The following is a 17,813-nucleotide window of genomic DNA, read 5'->3' on the forward strand; positions in this document are numbered from 1 at the left end:
GCTCCCGGAAGCTACACGCTTGTACGACGTCGCGCGCCCCCTACGCGACGAAAAGTGGCCCCGCCCCCTGAACAGGGGCGGGGCCACACCGCGCGGATCAGGCGGACGTCACCGCGTGCCGAACCCGATCGCCAGGTACTCCCGCTCACCCGCCATCGGCTTGCGGGCGAAGGTGTCCGCCATGTACAGCCGGCCACCGGCGAAGATGATCTCCGCGTGGTCCGGGAGCATGCTGGTCTCCACGTCCCGCACCGACCGTGTCGCCGGGTTCTCCAGGAGCGTCGTCGCCTTGAAGCCGGCGCCCCCGATGCTGACGACCTGCCCGCCCTTGTCGTACGGCGGCCGCTTGTACGCGATGAGGTTGGAGCCGTCCATGCGCAGCGGGGTGTAGGTGTAGCCGTCGCCGGCGTCGGCGCGCTGGCCGGTCTGCTTGCCGGTGGCCAGGTCGAAGGCGACGATCTCGTTGGTCCGGCCGTGGTCGCCGGTGCCCTCGTGCTCCGCGGTGGAGACGTACAGCTTGCCGTTGCCGGCCACCAGGCCGTGGCAGTTCTCCACCTCGTCGAGGGTGTCGCAGGTCTCCGTGTATCCGTCGCCGGACAGGGAGATGTGCGCCTTCAGCTGCCCGGTGGCGTTGTCGATGGAGAAGATGTCGGACACCCCGCTGCCGTTGCCGGTGTCACCGACGTCGGCGCCGACGACGAGCGGGTTGCTGGAGACGATGGCCGCGTCTTCGATGCCCGTGGACATCTTGTAGTCGGAGAACACCTTCCCGGACTTCGGGTCGATGGTCTGGATGTGCACCACCGGGTTGTCGTACGACCCGCACTTGCGCACCGCGACGAGCTTCTCCCCGCCGCCGTACCCGGCGTCCTCGCAGGTGTCGGCCGCCTTCGGGGCCCACAGGGACTTGCCGGAGGTGGCGTCCCAGGCGGCGCCGCCGTCCAGGCCGCCCGCGGCGACGGTGCCGCCGCTGAGGGTGACGTTGTCGAACGTGGCCAGGTCGTCGCCGTTCTTGGCGGTCTGCGTCCACAGCTTCTTGCCGGTCGTCAGGTCGATCCCGGCGACCTGGCTGCAGCCGTGGGACGGCTTGTCCTTGGTCGGCATCGCGGGCTCGAACACGACGGCCGCCTTGCCGTCGGCGGAGGCGTACTTGCTGGCCGTGCACACCGGGCCGGGAAGCGGGATCGACCACTGCTTGGTGCCCTTGGCCGGGTCGTAGCCGACGATCTCGGCGACGCCGGTCTTGGCGTACACCTTGTCGGTGAGCCAGGAGCCGTTCACGCTGACGCTGCTGTCGTCGGTGACCGGCGGCATGGGCACCTGGAACAGCACCTGGGAGGCGGGGTTGTCCGGCACCTTCTCGCTGCCGCCACCGCCAGAGGGCGTGTCGCCGCCCTTGCCGCCGCCGGTGGGACCGGCGGAGCTGGCGGTCTCGTCCTTGCCGCCCTTGGAGTGGGAGTACCAGACACCGCTGCCGATGATCAGCGCGCACGCGACGACGGCGGCGACGATGATCGCCACCTGCGGGTTGACCTTGCGCCCGCCGCCGGACGACGGCGCGGTCTGCGGCTGGGGCGCCGTCTGCGGCGGGTAGGCGTACCCGGGCTGCTGCCCGTACGGCGTCTGCGGCCCGCCCGGGTAGCCGTAGCCGGGCTGCGGCTGGGGCGGCGTCGGGGGCAGGCCGGGCTGCGGGTAGCCGTAACCGGGCGCGGGCTGCTGACCCGGCATCGGCGGCGGGGGCGTCTGCGGAGCCGGGGGCGTGGGCGCGGCGGCCTGCGGCTGCTGCGGGTAGCCGTAACCGGGGGCCGGCTGCGGGGGCTTGTTCAGGCTCGGCGCCGCGGCCGGACCCGGGGGGGTCTGCGGCGCGGCGGGCGGAGTCTGCGGCGGGGTCGGTGGGGCGGCCGGCGGCTGGGCGGGCTGCGGCGTGCCGTAACCGCCCTGCTGCTGCGGGGGCTGCGCGGGCTGCTGGTCCTGCGGCGGGCCGAAGCCACCTCCCTGCTGCGGGGGCTGGTTCGGGGGCGGGGGCGGCTGGGTCATGACGTGGGTACCTCGGGTCGGACGACCTGGTCGTCGGCTGGGCGGACTGGGAGAGAAGCGCACACGACAGCGGGGCCCGGCGACGGGCCCCGCTGCGGGCTCACTTGCCGAAGGCGAGCATCAGCTTCTCCTTCGCGTCATCGCCGCCGCCCAGCCGGGTGGTCGCGATGTAGAAGCGTCCGTCGACCCAGTCGTAGGTCTTGGAGAAGAAGCCGTTCTCGATCTCCGCGGTGGACGCGGGCATCTGCAGCAGTGTGGCCGGCTGGTGCGCGGTGCCCGCCGTCGGCACGGACACCACCTGGCCGCCCGCGTCGTACGACGGCTGGACGTAGGCGACGAGCTGGTTGCCGTCGACGCGCATCGGCAGCATCGACTCGTCGGCCGGGGACTTCACGCGCCACTTCTCCTTGCCGTTGGCGAGGCTGATGGCGACGACCTCGTTGGCGCCGGTGGTGGCGTCGGTGGGCAGGTACAGCGTGTCGCCGCCGGCGGCGGTGCCGAGGCAGCCCTGCAGGTCGCGCTGGAAGATGCTCCAGCCGCACTGGAAGTCGAACTTCTCGTTGACGTTGACATGGGTGCGCAGCTTGCCGTCGGCCTGCAGGACCACCATGTCCCAGACCTTCTTGTCCTCATTGGTGAGGTAGACGACCAGCGGGTCCATCGAGAAGACCTTCTTGACCTCCCAGCCCTTCTCCAGCGGCTGGGTCCACAGCACCGCCCCCGTCTTGGGGTTGAGGCCCTGGAGCTCCTCGTGCTCGTTGGACGTCATGGCGCCGCAGCTGGCGACCTGGACCAGCTTGGCCGTGCTGCCGGCGAAGGCGGAGGGGAAGCAGGCGGAGCCGTAGCGCTTCTTGTCGAACAGCTTGTGGCCGCTGTGCACGTCGAGGGCCACGCCGGACTGGGAGCGGCCGATCATCAGCGTGTCACCGGCGATCGTCAGCTCGACGTTGAGGGCGCTGTCGAACAGGGCGCCGTCGTCGACCGAGCCGGTCCAGCCCTTCTGGCCGGTGGCGAGGTCGATCTCCTGGAGCTGGTTGCACTTGGCGCGCTCGCTGGTGCCGTCCATGTACGCGACGACGATCTTGTTGTCGGCCGTCTTCTCACGAGTGGCCGCGCAGATCTTCGACGCGAAGGTGATGGGGGTCCAGGCGGGCTTGCCGTCGCTGATGTTGTAGCCGAAGACCTGCTTGTAGGCGGCCTTGACGGTGACCTTGTCGGTGATCCACAGGCCGGGGGCCTCCGCGCCGCCCTTGGGCGCGTCGGGTGCCGTCTGGTACCACAGCACCTTCGCCTCGCCGGGCTGGCGGCCGGCGTTGAGGTCCTCGGGGCCGTCGCCGCCGCGGTCGCCCGTGGGGCTCTCGGATCCGGTCGGCTTGGGGTCGTCGCTCTGCTGGGCGACCGGCTTCTTCTTCGGCTCGCCGTCGCCGCTGACCGCCCACACCGTGCCGCCGATGACGAGCAGCGCGGCGACGGCGGCGCCGACGACGGCGAGCGGCCTGCCCTTGAACGGGTTCCGACCACCGGGGGATCCGGGCGGCGGCGGAGTGCCGGGCGCACCGGGGAACTGCGGCTGCTGCGGGTAGCCGTAGCCGGGCTGCGGCTGGCCGTAGGGGCCGGGCTGCTGCGGCGGGCCGTACGGTCCCGGCTGCTGGCCGTAAGGACCGGGCCCCGGCGGGGTGTTGGGAGCCGCGTACGGGCCGCTCGGCTGGCCGTAGGGCCCGGGCTGCTGCGGGTAGCCGTACCCCGGCTGCGGGGCGCCGGCCGGCGGGGTCTGCGGAGGCGGCGGCGTCTGCGGTGCGCCGGGCGGCGGGCTCTGCGGAGCGCCGAACCCGCCACCGGGCTGCGGCGGCTGGTCCTGCGGCGGTCCGAACCCGCCCGGCGGCGGCTGATTGGGCGGCTGAGTCATCAGCGTCTCCCCCTACCTCACTGATTTTCACCCACGCCCTGAGGTACGCGATGGACCCAGAGTCGTTCGACAGACAGTTCTCAGACGGCCCTTTCTATCACCCGCCGCCGACCGTCCACCGGTGTGCGCCCGAGCCTGTACCCAACGGAGGACCGGCTCGTGATGCCCTCGTTACGCGCCTTCACGCCCCCTTCACGTGACGTGCGCGCGGGGCGCATGCGCCGAACGGTCAGGCGTCCTCGGCCAGTTCCAGCCAGCGCAGCTCCAGCTCCTCGCGCTGGCCGGCCAGCTCCCGCAGTTCGGCGTCGAGTTCCGCCACCTTCGCGAAGTCCGTGGCGTTCTCGGCGATCTGGGCGTGCAGCTTGGTCTCCCGCTCGGACACCTTGTCCAGCTGCCGCTCGATCTTCTGCAGTTCCTTCTTCGCGACGCGCTGGTCGGCGGCGCTCTTCTCCGTCCCGGCCGGCTTGGGCGCCGCCGCGGTGACCTGCGCGGCGACCGCCTCCTCCATACGCCGGCGCCGCTCCAGGTACTCGTCGATGCCGCGCGGCAGCATTCTGAGGGCGCCGTCGCCGAGCAGGGCGAAGACGCGGTCGGTGGTGCGCTCGACGAAGAACCGGTCGTGGGAGATGACGATCATCGAGCCGGGCCAGCCGTCGAGGAGGTCCTCGAGCTGGGTGAGGGTCTCGATGTCGAGGTCGTTGGTGGGCTCGTCGAGGAAGAGGACGTTGGGCTCGTCCATCAGCAGCCGCAGCAGCTGCAGCCGGCGCCGCTCACCACCGGAGAGGTCACCGACGGGAGTCCACTGCTTCTCCTTGCCGAAGCCGAACGTCTCGCACAGCTGACCGGCGGTCATCTCGCGGCCCTTGCCGAGGTCCACGCGCTCGCGGATCTCCTGGACGGCTTCCAGGACCCGCGTGTTCGGATTCAGCTCGGCGACCTCCTGGGACAGGTAGGCGAGCTTGACGGTCCGGCCGACGGCGACCCGGCCACCGGCCGGCTGCGCCTCGCCGCCGGTGCGGGCGGCGTCGGCCATCGCGCGCAGCAGCGAGGTCTTCCCGGCGCCGTTGACGCCGACGAGGCCGATGCGGTCGCCGGGGCCGAGCTGCCAGGTGACGTGCTTGAGCAGCACCTTGGGACCGGCCTGGACGGTCACGTCCTCCAGGTCGAAGACGGTCTTGCCGAGCCGGGAGGAGGCGAACTTCATCAGTTCGCTGCTGTCGCGGGGCGGCGGCACGTCCTGGATCAGCTCGTTGGCGGCCTCGACCCGGAAACGCGGCTTGGACGTGCGTGCGGGCGCGCCGCGCCGCAGCCAGGCCAGCTCCTTGCGGACCAGGTTCTGCCGCTTGGCCTCCTCGGTCGCGGCGATGCGCTCACGCTCGGCCCGCGCGAAGACGTAGTCGGAGTAGCCGCCCTCGTACTCGTAGACGGCGCCGCGCTGCACGTCCCACATCCGGGTGCAGACCTGGTCGAGGAACCAGCGGTCGTGCGTGACGCACACCAGCGCCGAGCGCCGGTTCTGCAGATGCCGGGCCAGCCAGGCGATGCCCTCGACGTCGAGGTGGTTGGTGGGCTCGTCCAGGACGAGCAGGTCCTGCTCCTCGATGAGCAGCTTGGCCAGCGCGATACGGCGCCGCTCGCCACCGGAGAGCGGTCCGATGACGGTGTCGAGGCCCTTGGGGAAGCCGGGCAGGTCCAGCCCGCCGAACAGTCCGGTCAGCACGTCCCTGACCTTGGCGTTGCCGGCCCACTCGTGGTCGGCCATGTCGCCGATGACCTCGTGCCGGACGGTCGCCTCCGGGTCGAGGGAGTCGTGCTGCGTGAGCACGCCGATGCGCAGGCCGCCGGAGTGGGTGACGCGGCCGGTGTCGGCCTCCTCCAGCCTGGCGAGCATCCGGATCAGGGTGGTCTTCCCGTCGCCGTTGCGGCCGACGACGCCGATCCGGTCCCCCTCGGACACGCCGAGCGACACACCGTCCAGCAGGGCACGGGTGCCGTACACCTTTGTGACGTTCTCGACATTGACCAGGTTGACGGCCATTTCACTCCTGCCCGGGGGATGGATCAGCCTCCCAGCGTAATGCGCGCGCGTCGGTGACCGGAGCGTCGCAGCTCAGGGCCTTGCCGGAGCGCCGGCGGCGATCACTTCCGCTCGAGCGCGGCGATGGCCCGGCGGAAGGCGCCGAGAGCGGGCTTCGCACTGCCGTCGGCCCGGAGCAGTCCGAAGAAGTTCTCCCTCGAGGACGGGTCGGTGCCGAGGTCGCGGTCGGAGTACCAGAACAGTGCCTGCACGCGCGGGGTGGCGGCAGCGGTGCGCACCGCGTCCGCCGCGATCGCGGCCTGCCGCTGCTCGGTCACATGCGTCGTCTCGTCGATCGTCCCCGCCCGCCCGTCCGACGCGGGGCCGGGACCGTCGGTGGGCGCTCCGTACTCGGTGATCCACACGGGCATGCCGGGTGTGCCGTGCGCGGACAGCACGCTCTCCAGGCCGGAGATGTCCTCCCATGGGGTTCCCCACGGGGTCCTGTCGCTCGCGAGGTAGGGGTAGGTGTACGGGTGGTAGCCGACGGCGTCGACGAGCCGGTTGCCGCCGCGGGCCGACACGGCCGCGAGGAAGTCGGCCGGTGAGAGGCTCCCGCCCTGCGAATGCGCCGCGGCGAGCCCGCCGAGGATCACCTGCGCCGAGGGGTCCTCGTGCCGCAGCGCCCGGCTCGTCGCCCGCAGCAGCATGGTGTAGGCGGCCGGGGCGGGCCGGGGCTTCCAGAAGTCGCCTGTGTTCGGCTCGTTCCAGATCTCCCAGGTGTGGATGCCGGACGGTGCGTAGCGTGCCGCGGCCGCCGCGGCGAAGGCCGCGAACGCCGCGGGGTCGGCAGGCCGGCATTTGTCGCTGGTGCACCCCGGCTGCCGCGCCCAGGGCGGTGTGTAGGCGAGGATGGGCAGCAGGCTGAGGTGGCGTTTGCCGGCCGCGGCGACGACACGGTCGAACCGGCTCCATCGGTACTGATCCGGTGAGCTGGGCTGTACGTCCCCCCACGGCAGGTCGGCCCGGACCCAGCGGGCCCCCACGTCGACGGCCTCGTCGAGGGCGTCGCCCAGGTCTTTGTCGGACAGCCCGATGAGGCGGTGACCGTACGCGATGCCGAGCCGCAGGGGCCTGTGGTCGTCTCTTGTACAGGCCGTGGGCAGCAGAGCCGTGACCGCGCAGATGATCAGCGCCGTCACGAAGGCCACGAGGCCGTGCCGGCAAGCCCGGGCCGTCGGCATTACGGTGTTTTTCCCGGCCCGCGGGGCATGCCCACGCTCCTCAGCAGCCGGTTGGCCCGCCCGAGCACTTCCGCGTGCGAGGAGACGACGTCCGCCAGCGCCCGCACCGGGGCATGGCTCTTCCCGAGGACCAGGGCGACGGGATGGCGGCGGCTCACCACTCCTTCCGAGACCCTCAGTTCATCCGTTTTGAAGGAGTCCTTGTACCGGCTGTCGCCCCGTCCCAGATCCAGGTACGCGATTCCGTCCCGCGCCGCGGCCTGCACCATGTGCATCATGTGGATCAGGCCCGGGGAGTACTTCGCGAACGCCGGGTCGTACGCGGGGAACCACACGGCCAGTACCCTTTCGGTGCGCAGCCCGAAGTGCGCGGCGATCGGCCTTCCGTCGGCGTAAAGCACGGACAGGATGCCCGCGAACGGCTCGGAGCGGGTCTGGAACAACTGCTGCACGAGCTGGGTGATCCAGGGACGCGCGAAGCGGTCGGCGAGACCCGTGCGGTGGTACTGCGCCGACTTCCACTCCATCAGCGTACGCAGGACGGCCGGGTCGCGCTCGTCGTGGACATAGCGCACGTCGGTGTGGTGCCGCCCGAGCTTGCGCTCCTTGGCCAGAGTGGTCCCGGTGAACGTCGGTGACTTCGCGCGCAACCGGGCCAGGTAGGCGTCCCAGCCCTCCGCCACATCGATCACGGGCGAGGCGAAGCTTCCCGTGGCCGACTGCTCGAACGGATGCTGCCCGACCGTGAGATGGTCGAATTCCCACAGGGTGAGGCCGCAGGCCGCCAGCAGTTCGTCCGCGTCCCACTGGAAACCGGGCCGGTGGACGAGCCCCTGGCAGTCGGACATGCCGAAGGCGACCGCGCGGCCCAGCCCGGCGGGATAGCGCTGGTACGGGAAGAACGCCACCGGCTCACCGGACGGGCCCTTCTCCCGGACCACGGCGACACGCACCCCGCGCTTGCAGCGGCCGACCGCCAGGGTGAACTCGGGCGAGAGGAAGGGGTTCGCCATCTGGGGCCGGCCGCCGGGCTGCGCCGCCGACTGCAGCGCCGTCCAGGCCGCGCGGTCCGCGACGGTCAGTTCGTCGGGGTGGTGCACGCTGACGTCCATGACGCACGTCCTTCTCCGTGTCGTTCTCCCTGGCCGGGCGGCCGGCGCTCGGGGCCGGTCCCCGCCGGGGCGGCGCTAGTGGTGGGCGGCGAGGGCGTCCTCGGGCAGGTCGGCGAGGGCGTCCTCCGGCAGGACCGGCATCCGCAGAACGCGCCGGTACAGCCGGTCGGTGCGAATGCCGAGGGTGTCCGGCCGTGTCGAGGCGACCCGCGCGCCGCGACCGGTCATCCAGGCGCTCACCTCCTCGACGGTGGTCGACGCGAGCAGCGGCAGCCGGGCGAGGGCGTAGACGTCGTCCCCGACGCGGCTCAGCCTGCCGCGCACCGCGCAGGCCGAGTCGTATCCGCACGCGGCGACCTCCCGGCGAAGACGCGGGGTGAAGTGACCGTACGGGTAGGCGAAGGAGCGGATCTCATGTCCGAGGGCGTCCTCGAGGAGTTCCTTGCTGTGCACCACCTCGTCCGCCGCGACCCGGGGGTCGGCCAGATCGAGGTCCCGGTGGGTGTGGGAGTGCGACCCGATCTCCACCCCCTGTTCCTCCAGCTCGGGCAGCCTGCTCCAGCTGACCATCGGATGCGGCGGGAAGACGGTCTCGCGTCGGCGCCGGCCCTCCAGGGAGCCGGTGGCCGCGAAGAACGTGCACGGCAGGCCACGCGCGGCCAGGGCGGGGACGGCGACGTCCGCGAAGTCGGCGAAGCCGTCGTCGAAGGTGATGACGACGGGGTTGCGGGGCAGGGCACGGCGGCCGCGGGAGGCGTCGGCGAGGCGTGCGACCGGCACCACGGTCCGGCCGCCGTCGGCGATCGCGTCGAGATGCCTCTCGAAGTCGCCGGGGGTCACCGTGTACTCGGCGATCCAGGGCGCGGGGTAGTCCGCGACGCAGTGGTAGTTGAGGATGGGAATGCGGATCATGCCGGTGCTCCTTCCGGACCTGGCTCCTCGTCAGGTCCTCACCCGGCGAGGGGGCGGCGGCCGCAGCGATCCGCCGGCGGGACGGTGTGCGGGGCCGGCTGCGGCGCCCTCGGCCCGGTGCCGTGCCACGACCTCGTGCAGAACGGCCACTTCCTCGGCCGCCTCGCGGCGGGCGTCGAAGTCCTTCAGCAGACGGGCCCGGCCGGCCGCTCCCATGCTCGCGCGCCGGGCCGGGGCATCGAGCAGTGCGCTCAGGGCCGCGAGCAGGCCGCCGTCGTCACCGGGTGCGACCAGCAGGCCGGTCCGGCCGTCCGCCACCAGTTCCGGGACCCCGTTCACCGCGCAGGCGACGACGGGCAGTCCGGCCTCCATGGCCTCCAGGACGGCGATGGAGAACGCGTCGATGCGGCTCGGGAAGGCGAACAGCGCGGACGAGCGCAGAATCCGCCAGAGCCGGGGGTCGCCGGGACGGATGTCGTTGACGACCGTGAGATTGCGGCCTCGCGGAACGTGTTCCCTGGTGATCACGACCAGTTCGCAGCGGTCGGCGAGATGGCGCTGGTGCAGTGCGACGAGTTGGCTGCCGCCCTTGCGTTCCATCTGCGCCCCGACGAAGACGATCCGCGGGAGGTCTTGACGCAGTGTCCCCGGAGCGGCGGGCGGGTCGGCCGCGTGCGGGATGATGCCGGGCCTGACGACCTGCAGGCGGCTGTCCCTGACGCCGTACTGGTCGCGGACCGACGCCGCGGCCGAGTCGGTCTTCGCGACGATCGCGCCCGCCGACCGGAAGACCGCCGTCTCGAGGTGCAGGGTGGGGCGCAGCATGGGCTCGGTCCACCGGGTCGGCTCCCGGTAGGGCAGCATGTACGCGTTGCGGGCGTTGGTCGTGTCCAGCCCCACCACCGACGGCTTGCGGCGCAGTGTCGCGGTGCTGAGCAGCATGGTGTTCTGCGTGTAGGCGTGGATCACGTCGAACCGCTCCTCCAGCCCCCGCAGTCGGCTGCGGACCCAGGCGCTCGTGGCGAGCTGCAGCCGCAGCGGCTGCAGGTCCAGGTCCCAGCGGCCCAGGAACGGCAGTCGGGAGCCCACCGCCAGCCGGAGCAGTGAGGGCGGCGGCACATCGAGGAACTGCGCCTCGATCTCCGGATGCTCCTCGCGGAGCACCTGCCGCAGATGCAGGTGCATCGTCGCGTGTCCGCCGAGATTCTCGTTGATGAAGAGAACTCTCATCACTTGTCCTCCGTTCCTGATGGGTACGCGGGTGTGCCGCCGGGTTCGCCGGGATCACCGTCCCTGTGCCACAGCGCCCGCAGCGCCCGCAGGACCGCCGCGTAGACGACGGCGGTCACGATCGCCGCCAGGGGCCAGAACGTGAACCGGGCGAGGGACCAGCCGACGACCGCCCCGCACAGGGCGGCGCACAGCACGCGCAGCCACGGCGGCGTCGGCAGCGGACGCATCCCCGGGATCCGGCGCAGCAGCAGCGTCATCAGGACGCAGACCATGACGTCGGTCACCAGCGTGCTGACCGCCGCACCGAGATACGACCACCGGGGTATGGCCACGAGGTTGAGCGCGACGTTGACGAGCAGACCGAGCAGGGTGACCAGTGGGTAGCGGCGGTTCCGTCCGGCCGCCACCAGGCAGTTGAACGCCAGGAAGGTGAAGAAGGCGACGCACTCGGACGCCACGACGAGGCGGGCGGCATCGGCCGCCGGAGCGTACCGGGCGCCGTACAGCGTGCGGATCACCGATTCCGCGAAGACGGTGAACTCGCACACCAGCAGGCCGCCCAGTACCGACAACAGGAACGCGGCACGCCCGGTGGCCGCCCGGAACGCCGCGGGCTGGTGCGGCCAGGTCCGCGCCAGCAGCGGCAGGACGGCCATGCCGACGTACAGGGACGCGGAATGCGCCAGGTCGACGAACTTGTACGCGACCCCGTAGGCGCCCGCGGCAGTGAAGGAGTCCAGCTTCGTCAGCATCACGGCGTCGATGCGGTAGTAGACCAGCATCAGGCCGGCTCCGATCGACAGCGGCACGGCCTCCCGGATCAGCGACCACCACTCGGGCAGGTCGATCCGGTAGCGCAGTGGCATGACGCGGTGTGCGGCGGTCGCCTTCGAGGTGATCTCCAGCAACTCGCACAGGACGACGGGAATGGCGAAGAGCAGGACGGTCCCGCCGGCCGCCGCGATCGCCGCGGTCAGCGCGAGCTGGCCGACCGCTCCGAGCGCGGTGGCGAAGGCGATGGGGCGCAGCCGCATCCTGGCCTCGAACACCGCGTTGTAGGCGTTCGCGGGTGTCGCCACCACCACGACGACTCCGGCGACGGCGGTCGCACGGACGACGTCCGCCGGGTATCCGGCGGCGGCGACGAAGCCCACGGCCAGCGCGTAGCCGACGACACCGAGGGCCAGCCGCAGCAGGACGTAGTTGCCGCCGAATCTGCCGGGGTCGTTCAGTCCGCTGGACAGGCGGACCACTGCTATCCGCCCGATCTGCAGGTCCGTGATGATGCTCAGCATCCCGAGGATGCTGAAGATGAAGGTGAACTTGCCGAAGTCGACGGGTGACAGGGAACGGACGATGATCAGTGACGCGATCCAGATGAGCGACGACGCCACCACCCTTCCCGTGGCCATGGCCCCCACGTTGGCGAACATGCCCGGCGGGCGCGCCGCCGTCCTGCCGCCGGACAGGGCCCGTGTGGCGGGGACCTTGTGGAGCATCGTCGCTACGCCGTTCCGCACAGCGGGAAACGGCTTCTGGTGTGCCATCCTCGTGCGCTCTCCGTCATCAGGGTCACTTCCCTGGCCTGACAGGCGATGGGCAGGAGCGGCCGGAGCCGCTCGGTGTCCCCGTGGACGCTGCCGTCCTCGGCCATCGTCACGTGCGGGACGAACTCGGCGAACCGGCCCTCGTACGGCTCGTAGCCGGGCCACTGCCGCATCACGAGGTCGACGAGGTCCGCGAACGGCTCCCCGGGCACGGGCCGCAGGTACAGCACGCCCGGGAACCGCCCCACCTCGGTGAGCCGGAAACCGAACGGCGGGACCGAGGCGGCGATCCGGGCCAGTTGCGCCTCCGCCCGGTCGTCGATGGCGCGCGCGGGCAGGAAGGGGTACATCACCGTGACGTGGGCCGGTACTCCGCCGGGGAGCATCTCCTCGCCCCGCCACGTGCGCAGCGCGGTCTCCGCCTCGGGGACGGGGACCAGCAGGATGCTCGCGGGCCGGACGACGCGTATCGCGGCACCCATCAGGTTCCGGGTCAGTGTGCGGGCACCGCGGCTCATCGCGCTTCCCTTCGCTTCATGAGGAGTTCTTCGAGCAGGGCGACGTCGTGCCGGTCCGACGGGCGCACCGGATAGCCCTGGTGGATCGCCAGCTGGAGGCGGAGGGGCAGACACGGCACCGGTTGCCCGGCGATCGTGCCGCGGTCCTCGGACGCGGGATCGGGCGGGGCGGCGGCCGTCGCGGTGGCGGGCCGGCCGTTCTCGCGCCCGCGGGGCAGTTCACGGAACGGCCAGCGGGTGATGTCGACCGGCAGCAGGTCGACGACGACCAGCCCGTCGTCCATCACCCAGCGCACCGGCATCGGACGGCCGTCGGGGTGGACCTCGTCGCTCAGCGGCCGGAAACCGATGCCGGCCATGGCGCGCTTGGCCCTCTCCTCGAGGCCGTCGTCCCAGGCGAGCACGACGTCGATGTCGAGGTGGCGCCGGGTCTGCAGGCCCAGCAGGGCGTCCACGCCCCAGCCGCCCGCCAGCCACCCCCGCACGTCGGCTCGCTGCAGCGCGTCGAGCACGGCGAGGACGTCCACCGCCGGTGCCGTGCGCATCACTTCCCGCTGGAGCATCGGGAACGCCACCAGGAACCCGAACCGGGATCGGTCGACGGCTCGCCCGACGGAGCGGGCCGCGCGCAGGGCCCGACGCGTCATGTGGGCCGCTCGGACGGGTTGCGGCGCGGCCGGTCCGGCACTGCGTGACGGTGGCGGGGCCGGGGTGGTGGCGTCACCGGGAGTGTCCGGTCGCGGGCCGGGACGTATGCGCATGCTGGGCTCCCAGACCTGGCGAAGAGCGCTGACTATGTATGCTTACACCGTATATGTCCATCTTGGTGATGTTTTGCCGGATGGTCAAGGACCTGCCTCCGGCTTCGAGCGGCCGATACCCGGCGTCCGCGCCGCGGTGCGGTGCGGGGGGCCTCAGAGCGACCGGAAGAGTGCGAGATAGCGGTCGGTCAGGGGCGGCCAGGCATAGCGTTCGACGGCGCGCCGCCGGCCCGCCGCGCCCATACGGTCCGCGAGAGCGCCGTCCCGCAGCAGCCGCCGGCAGGCCGCGGCCAACGCCTGCGCGTCCCCCGGCGGAAACAGCAGCCCGGTGACATCCGGAGTGAGGACGTGAGGGATGCCCCCCACGTCGGAGCCGACCACGGGTGTGCCGCACGCCATCGCCTCGATCAGCACCATCGGATGGCACTCCGCCTCCGTCAGCGACGGCAGGACGAGCACGGCAGCGCGCTGCACCGCCGCGACCAGCGCATCCCCGGTGAGCGCGCCGGTGAACTCCACCCGGTCGGTGATGCCGAGCCGCTCGGCCAGCGCCACATGATCGGACAGGGCGTCCCCGTCGCCGACGAGCCTGAGCCGTACGCCGGGCAGATCGGCCAGCTCCGCGAAACCCCGGAGCAGGACGTCGACACCCTTCCACGACGACGCGCGGTCCATCCGGCCGACATAGACGAGCGTGCGGGGCCGCGCCGATGCCGGCGGACCCGGCGTGAACCGGTCAACGTCGACACCCGGCGTGATCTCGACGGCACCCGCACGGCCCGCGGCCAGCGAGGTGGGTGAGACGGCGACGAGCGCACGGGCCCGCGCGAACACGCGCGGCAGCACCCGCCTCTCGTACAGGCCGAGAAGACGGTCGCGGAACCGGTGCCCCTTGATCATCGATCCGGCGTGGTAGGTCAGGACGGCCGGCCGGCCGGACCACAGGACCGCCAGATCCCCCAGACCGGGCACCGGGGCGTGCGCGTTGACGACGTCGACGCCGAGCCGGTGCAGCCAGCGGCGCAACTGCAGCGGCCACAGCGGACTCACCGGCGCGTTCACCAACCGGCGCGACCACGTCCCCAGCCGGATGACGGGTACGCCGCCGTCGTGTCCGACCGAGGTACGCCAACCGGCCGGGCTCGCGGTGATGACCACGGCTCGCATGGCGGGGTCGGCGGCGACCGCGTGGGCGACGCGACGCGCATAGTTCTCCGCGCCACCGATCTTCGGCCAGTAGTTGGGCGCGACGACGGCGACCGTCCGCACCGCCTCGCGGCGGCCGCCCGGTACGGCACCGGCCACCCGGGGTGCGCGGTCGGCCTCGGTCTCCCGGGCGGTGCTCATGCTCCGCCGGCCTTTGCGCCACAGGCGGGTGCCTCGGCCAGCAGCGACCGGAAGAGCTGGAGGTAGCGGTCGGTCAGTTTCGCCCAGGCGAAGTGTTCCACCACACGCCGCCGCCCGGCCGCGCCCATCCGGTCGGCGAGGTCACCGTCCCGCAGCAGCCGCCGGCAGGCCGCGGCCAGAGCCTCGGTGTCCCCCGGCGGAACCAGCAGCCCGGTGACATCCGGATCGATGACGTGGGGGATGCCGCCCACGTCGGAGCCAACCACGGGCGTGCCGCAGGCCATCGCCTCGGCCAGCACCATGCCGAAGCCCTCCACCTCCGACCGTGAGGGCAGGACGAGCACGGCAGCGCTCTGCAGCGCTGCGACGAGATCGTCGTCCGGGATCTCGCCGGTGAACTCGACCCGGTCGGCGATGCCGAGCCGCTCGGCCAGGGCGATGTGATCGGGCAGGGCGTTCCCGCCGCCCACCAGCTTGAGCCGGGCGTCGGGCAGGTCGGCCAGGGACACGAACGCCCGCAGCAGGACGTCGATCCCTTTCTCCGAGGAGGCGCGCAGCATCCTGCCCACGTAGACGACGGTGCGCGGCCGCGTCGACGCCGGCGGCCCGGGCGTGAACCGGTCCACATCGACACCCGGCGTGATCTCGACGGCGCCCTGACGGCCGAAGGCCAGCGAGACCGGTGACACGGCGACGAGCGCACGGGCGCGCGCGAACACCCGGGGCAGGACGTGCCGTTCGTACCAGCGGATCACCACGTCGACGTTCTTGCGGCCCTTGCTCATCGATCCGGCGTGGTACGTCAGCACGGACGGGCGCCGCCCGGACACGGCGACCGCCAGATCCGCCAGGCCCGGCACCGGCGCGTGCGCGTGGACGAGATCGACCTTGAGCAGGCGCAGCCAGCGGCGCAGTTGCAGGGGCCACAGCGGATTCACCGGTGTGTTGGACAGGCGTGCCCACGTTCCCAGCCGGATGACCGGCACCCCACGCTCGTCGACGCCGTATGTCGTGCGCCACCCGGTCGTGTTGGAGGTGATCACGATGGCCCGCATCGACGGGTCGTCGTCGACCGCGCGGGCGACGTGTGCGGCGTAGTTCTCGCAGCCACCGATGTGCGGCGGGTAGTACGGGGCGACCACCGCGACCGTGTGCAGCGGGCCGCGCTTGCCGCCGCGGGTACGGTCGGCGGCCTCGGCAGCCCGATCGGACCGATGCTCCCGGGTGTCGTTCATCGCTGCATCGCCTTTCCCGTCGGGGCCGGTGTCGAGGAGCTCCTCGGTACGACTCCCGGCGCCGGTGCCGGTGCCGTGGGGAGCAGTGATCGAAAGAGCCGGAGGTAGCGTTCGGTGAGCGTGGGCCAGGCATAGCGTTCGACCACGCAGCTGCGGCCGGCGGCGCCCATACGGTCGGCGAGCCGCCCGTCCCTCAGCAGTCGTCGGCAGGCCGCGGCCAGCGCGTCCGCGTCGGCGTGCGGGAACAGCAGCCCGGTCACGCCCGGCACGATCACATGCCGTGGGCCGCCCGTGTCGGACCCCACGACGGGCGTGCCGCAGGCCATCGCCTCGACCAGCACCATGCCGAAGGACTCGTGCTCGGTCTGCGAGGGCAGCACGAGCACCGCCGCGCTCTGCATCGCGGCGACGAGGGCGTCCGCGACGAGTCCGCCGGTGAACTCGACACGGTCGGCGATCCCGAGCCGCTGCGCGTGCGCGAGGTGGTCGGGGACGGCGTCCCCGCCGCCCACCAGGCGCAGCCGGACGTCGGGCAGATCGGCGAGGGCCGCGAACGCCCGCAGCAGGACATCGACCCCCTTCCACGGCGACGCGCGGTCCAGCCGCCCGACATAGATGACGGTGCGGGGCCGCGTGGAGGCTGGCGGACCCGGCGTGAACCGGTCCACATCGACACCAGGCGTGATCTCGACGGCCCCCGGACGGCCGGCGGCCAGCGAGACGGGTGAACTGGCGACGAGCACGCGGGCCCACGAGAACACCCGGGGCAGCACATGCCGTTCGTACGCGTTGACCAGCACATCGACGTCCTTGTGCCCCTGGACCATCGTGCCGGCGTGGTACGTCAGCACGGACGGGCGGCGTCCGGACACGGCGACCGCCAGATCCCCCAGACCGGGGACGGGGGCATGGGCGTTGACGAGGTCCACGTCGAGACGGCGCAGCCAGCGCGGCACCTGCCACAACCACAGCGGACTGACCGGGGTGTTGAGGTGGCGCGCCCACGTCCCGAGGCGGACGACCGGCACCTCGCGGTCGGCCCCGACCGACGTACGCCACCGGGTCGGGCTCGCGGTGATGACGACGGCCCGCATCGCGGGGTCGTCGGCGACCGCGTGGGCGACGCGCCTGGCGTAGTTCTCGACGCCGCCGATCTTCGGGAGGTAGTTGGGCGCCACGACGGCGACCGTGTGGATCGCGCGGCCGCCGTCCGCGGCTCGGTCGAACACCTCGACGGTGCGGTCCGACTGACACTCCCACGACGGCTCCGGAACCGCCCGCGGTGACACCGTGCCGCCGAGCGAGGCGGTGACGTCCGGGGGCCCTGGCGGCGCGTGCGGCACCGGGCTCGTGGGGAGCCACTCCGGATCGGCGCCGGGGCAGATCGTGGTCGAGCGGCCCAGGAAGAGGTCGGGCAGGTCCAGGGCGGTGAAGGCCGACGAGCACACCACCTCCTGCGCCCGGCGTGCGGTCCGGGCCAGCACGGTGCGTGCGTGCCTCGCGCGCCACGGGCCGGACGGCGCCTGCCCCTCGCGCGTGGTCCCCGGGTGGCACGTCAGCACGAACGGCAGGTCACCCGAGGCGCGCGCGGCGGCGTCGGCGAGGAGGGGAGCCGACGCGTACGTGTGCGCGTTGACCAGATCGACCGCCTCGGCCTCGATGACACGGCGCACACCGCGCCGCCAGAGGTACCCCGGCGGCACCGTCCCGGTGGCCGGGAGGCGGTACACCGGGACACCGTCCGGGCCGTCGTACCGCCCGGCCGCGCACCCTTCGGGCGCGGTCGTGGCGATCACCACCCGGCAGCCGTGCCGCGTCCGCAGCAAGCGCGCGAGCTGCCCCACATAGCGCGCCGCGTCGCCGGAGTCCGGCCCGGTGTGCGGTGCCGCGAGCAGGACGGTGCGCGCTGTCATGGGGACCTCCTCGGGTGCCGTACGCCGGGAG

13 protein-coding genes are annotated in these 17,813 nt (G+C 72.4%); all 13 read right to left on the reverse strand.

Features of this window, described 5'->3' with window-relative positions; all coding sequences use genetic code 11:
- Positions 1-108: 108 nt before the first annotated feature.
- The gene (locus ACF1GV_RS24065) at positions 109-2,037 is read right to left on the reverse strand and encodes a PQQ-binding-like beta-propeller repeat protein (RefSeq protein ID WP_391684371.1); all 1,929 of its coding nucleotides are present in this window, start codon (positions 2,035-2,037) and stop codon (positions 109-111) included.
- Positions 2,038-2,137: 100 nt separating this feature from the next.
- Positions 2,138-3,943 carry a PQQ-binding-like beta-propeller repeat protein gene (locus ACF1GV_RS24070; protein WP_391684374.1) on the reverse strand — a complete coding sequence of 602 codons (1,806 nt, stop codon included), beginning with the start codon at positions 3,941-3,943 and terminating at the stop codon, positions 2,138-2,140.
- Positions 3,944-4,172: 229 nt separating this feature from the next.
- Positions 4,173-5,981, reverse strand: coding sequence for an ABC-F family ATP-binding cassette domain-containing protein (locus tag ACF1GV_RS24075; RefSeq protein WP_391684376.1), 1,809 nt, complete (start codon positions 5,979-5,981; stop codon positions 4,173-4,175).
- Between the two features lie 101 nt (positions 5,982-6,082).
- Positions 6,083-7,162: a cellulase family glycosylhydrolase gene (locus ACF1GV_RS24080; protein ID WP_391684378.1), complete on the reverse strand. Its 1,080-nt coding sequence runs from the start codon at positions 7,160-7,162 to the stop codon at positions 6,083-6,085.
- A 41-nt stretch (positions 7,163-7,203) separates the two neighbouring features.
- On the reverse strand, positions 7,204-8,316 hold the full coding sequence (locus ACF1GV_RS24085; RefSeq protein ID WP_391684381.1) for a GNAT family N-acetyltransferase: 1,113 nt from the start codon (positions 8,314-8,316) through the stop codon (positions 7,204-7,206).
- 75 nt (positions 8,317-8,391) lie between these two features.
- Positions 8,392-9,228: a polysaccharide deacetylase family protein gene (locus ACF1GV_RS24090; RefSeq protein ID WP_391684383.1), complete on the reverse strand. Its 837-nt coding sequence runs from the start codon at positions 9,226-9,228 to the stop codon at positions 8,392-8,394.
- A 30-nt stretch (positions 9,229-9,258) separates the two neighbouring features.
- Positions 9,259-10,458 carry a glycosyltransferase family 4 protein gene (locus tag ACF1GV_RS24095; protein WP_391684385.1) on the reverse strand — a complete coding sequence of 400 codons (1,200 nt, stop codon included), beginning with the start codon at positions 10,456-10,458 and terminating at the stop codon, positions 9,259-9,261.
- On the reverse strand, positions 10,458-12,008 hold the full coding sequence (locus ACF1GV_RS24100) for a polysaccharide biosynthesis C-terminal domain-containing protein (protein ID WP_391684387.1): 1,551 nt from the start codon (positions 12,006-12,008) through the stop codon (positions 10,458-10,460). Before ACF1GV_RS24100 ends, ACF1GV_RS24095 begins: the two co-directional genes overlap by 1 nt.
- Positions 11,966-12,526: a 2'-5' RNA ligase family protein gene (locus tag ACF1GV_RS24105; protein WP_391684388.1), complete on the reverse strand. Its 561-nt coding sequence runs from the start codon at positions 12,524-12,526 to the stop codon at positions 11,966-11,968. Before ACF1GV_RS24105 ends, ACF1GV_RS24100 begins: the two co-directional genes overlap by 43 nt.
- Positions 12,523-13,173, reverse strand: a complete 651-nt coding sequence (locus ACF1GV_RS24110; protein ID WP_391684391.1) for a nucleotidyltransferase domain-containing protein — start codon at positions 13,171-13,173, stop codon at positions 12,523-12,525. Before ACF1GV_RS24110 ends, ACF1GV_RS24105 begins: the two co-directional genes overlap by 4 nt.
- 267 nt (positions 13,174-13,440) lie before the next feature.
- Entirely contained in the window at positions 13,441-14,634 is a 1,194-nt protein-coding gene (locus tag ACF1GV_RS24115; protein ID WP_391684394.1) for a glycosyltransferase family 4 protein, read from the reverse strand.
- Complete coding sequence (locus tag ACF1GV_RS24120) at positions 14,631-15,869, reverse strand: glycosyltransferase family 4 protein (protein WP_391684397.1); 1,239 nt, start codon at positions 15,867-15,869, stop codon at positions 14,631-14,633. The genes ACF1GV_RS24115 and ACF1GV_RS24120 overlap by 4 nt, the downstream gene beginning before the upstream one ends.
- Positions 15,866-17,782 (reverse strand): glycosyltransferase, encoded by a 1,917-nt coding sequence (locus ACF1GV_RS24125; RefSeq protein ID WP_391684400.1) that lies wholly within the window; start codon positions 17,780-17,782, stop codon positions 15,866-15,868. The genes ACF1GV_RS24120 and ACF1GV_RS24125 overlap by 4 nt, the downstream gene beginning before the upstream one ends.
- Positions 17,783-17,813 lie beyond the last annotated feature (31 nt).

The organism is Streptomyces sp. NPDC014006, from assembly GCF_043088925.1.
Classification (GTDB): Bacteria; Actinomycetota; Actinomycetes; order Streptomycetales; family Streptomycetaceae; genus Streptomyces.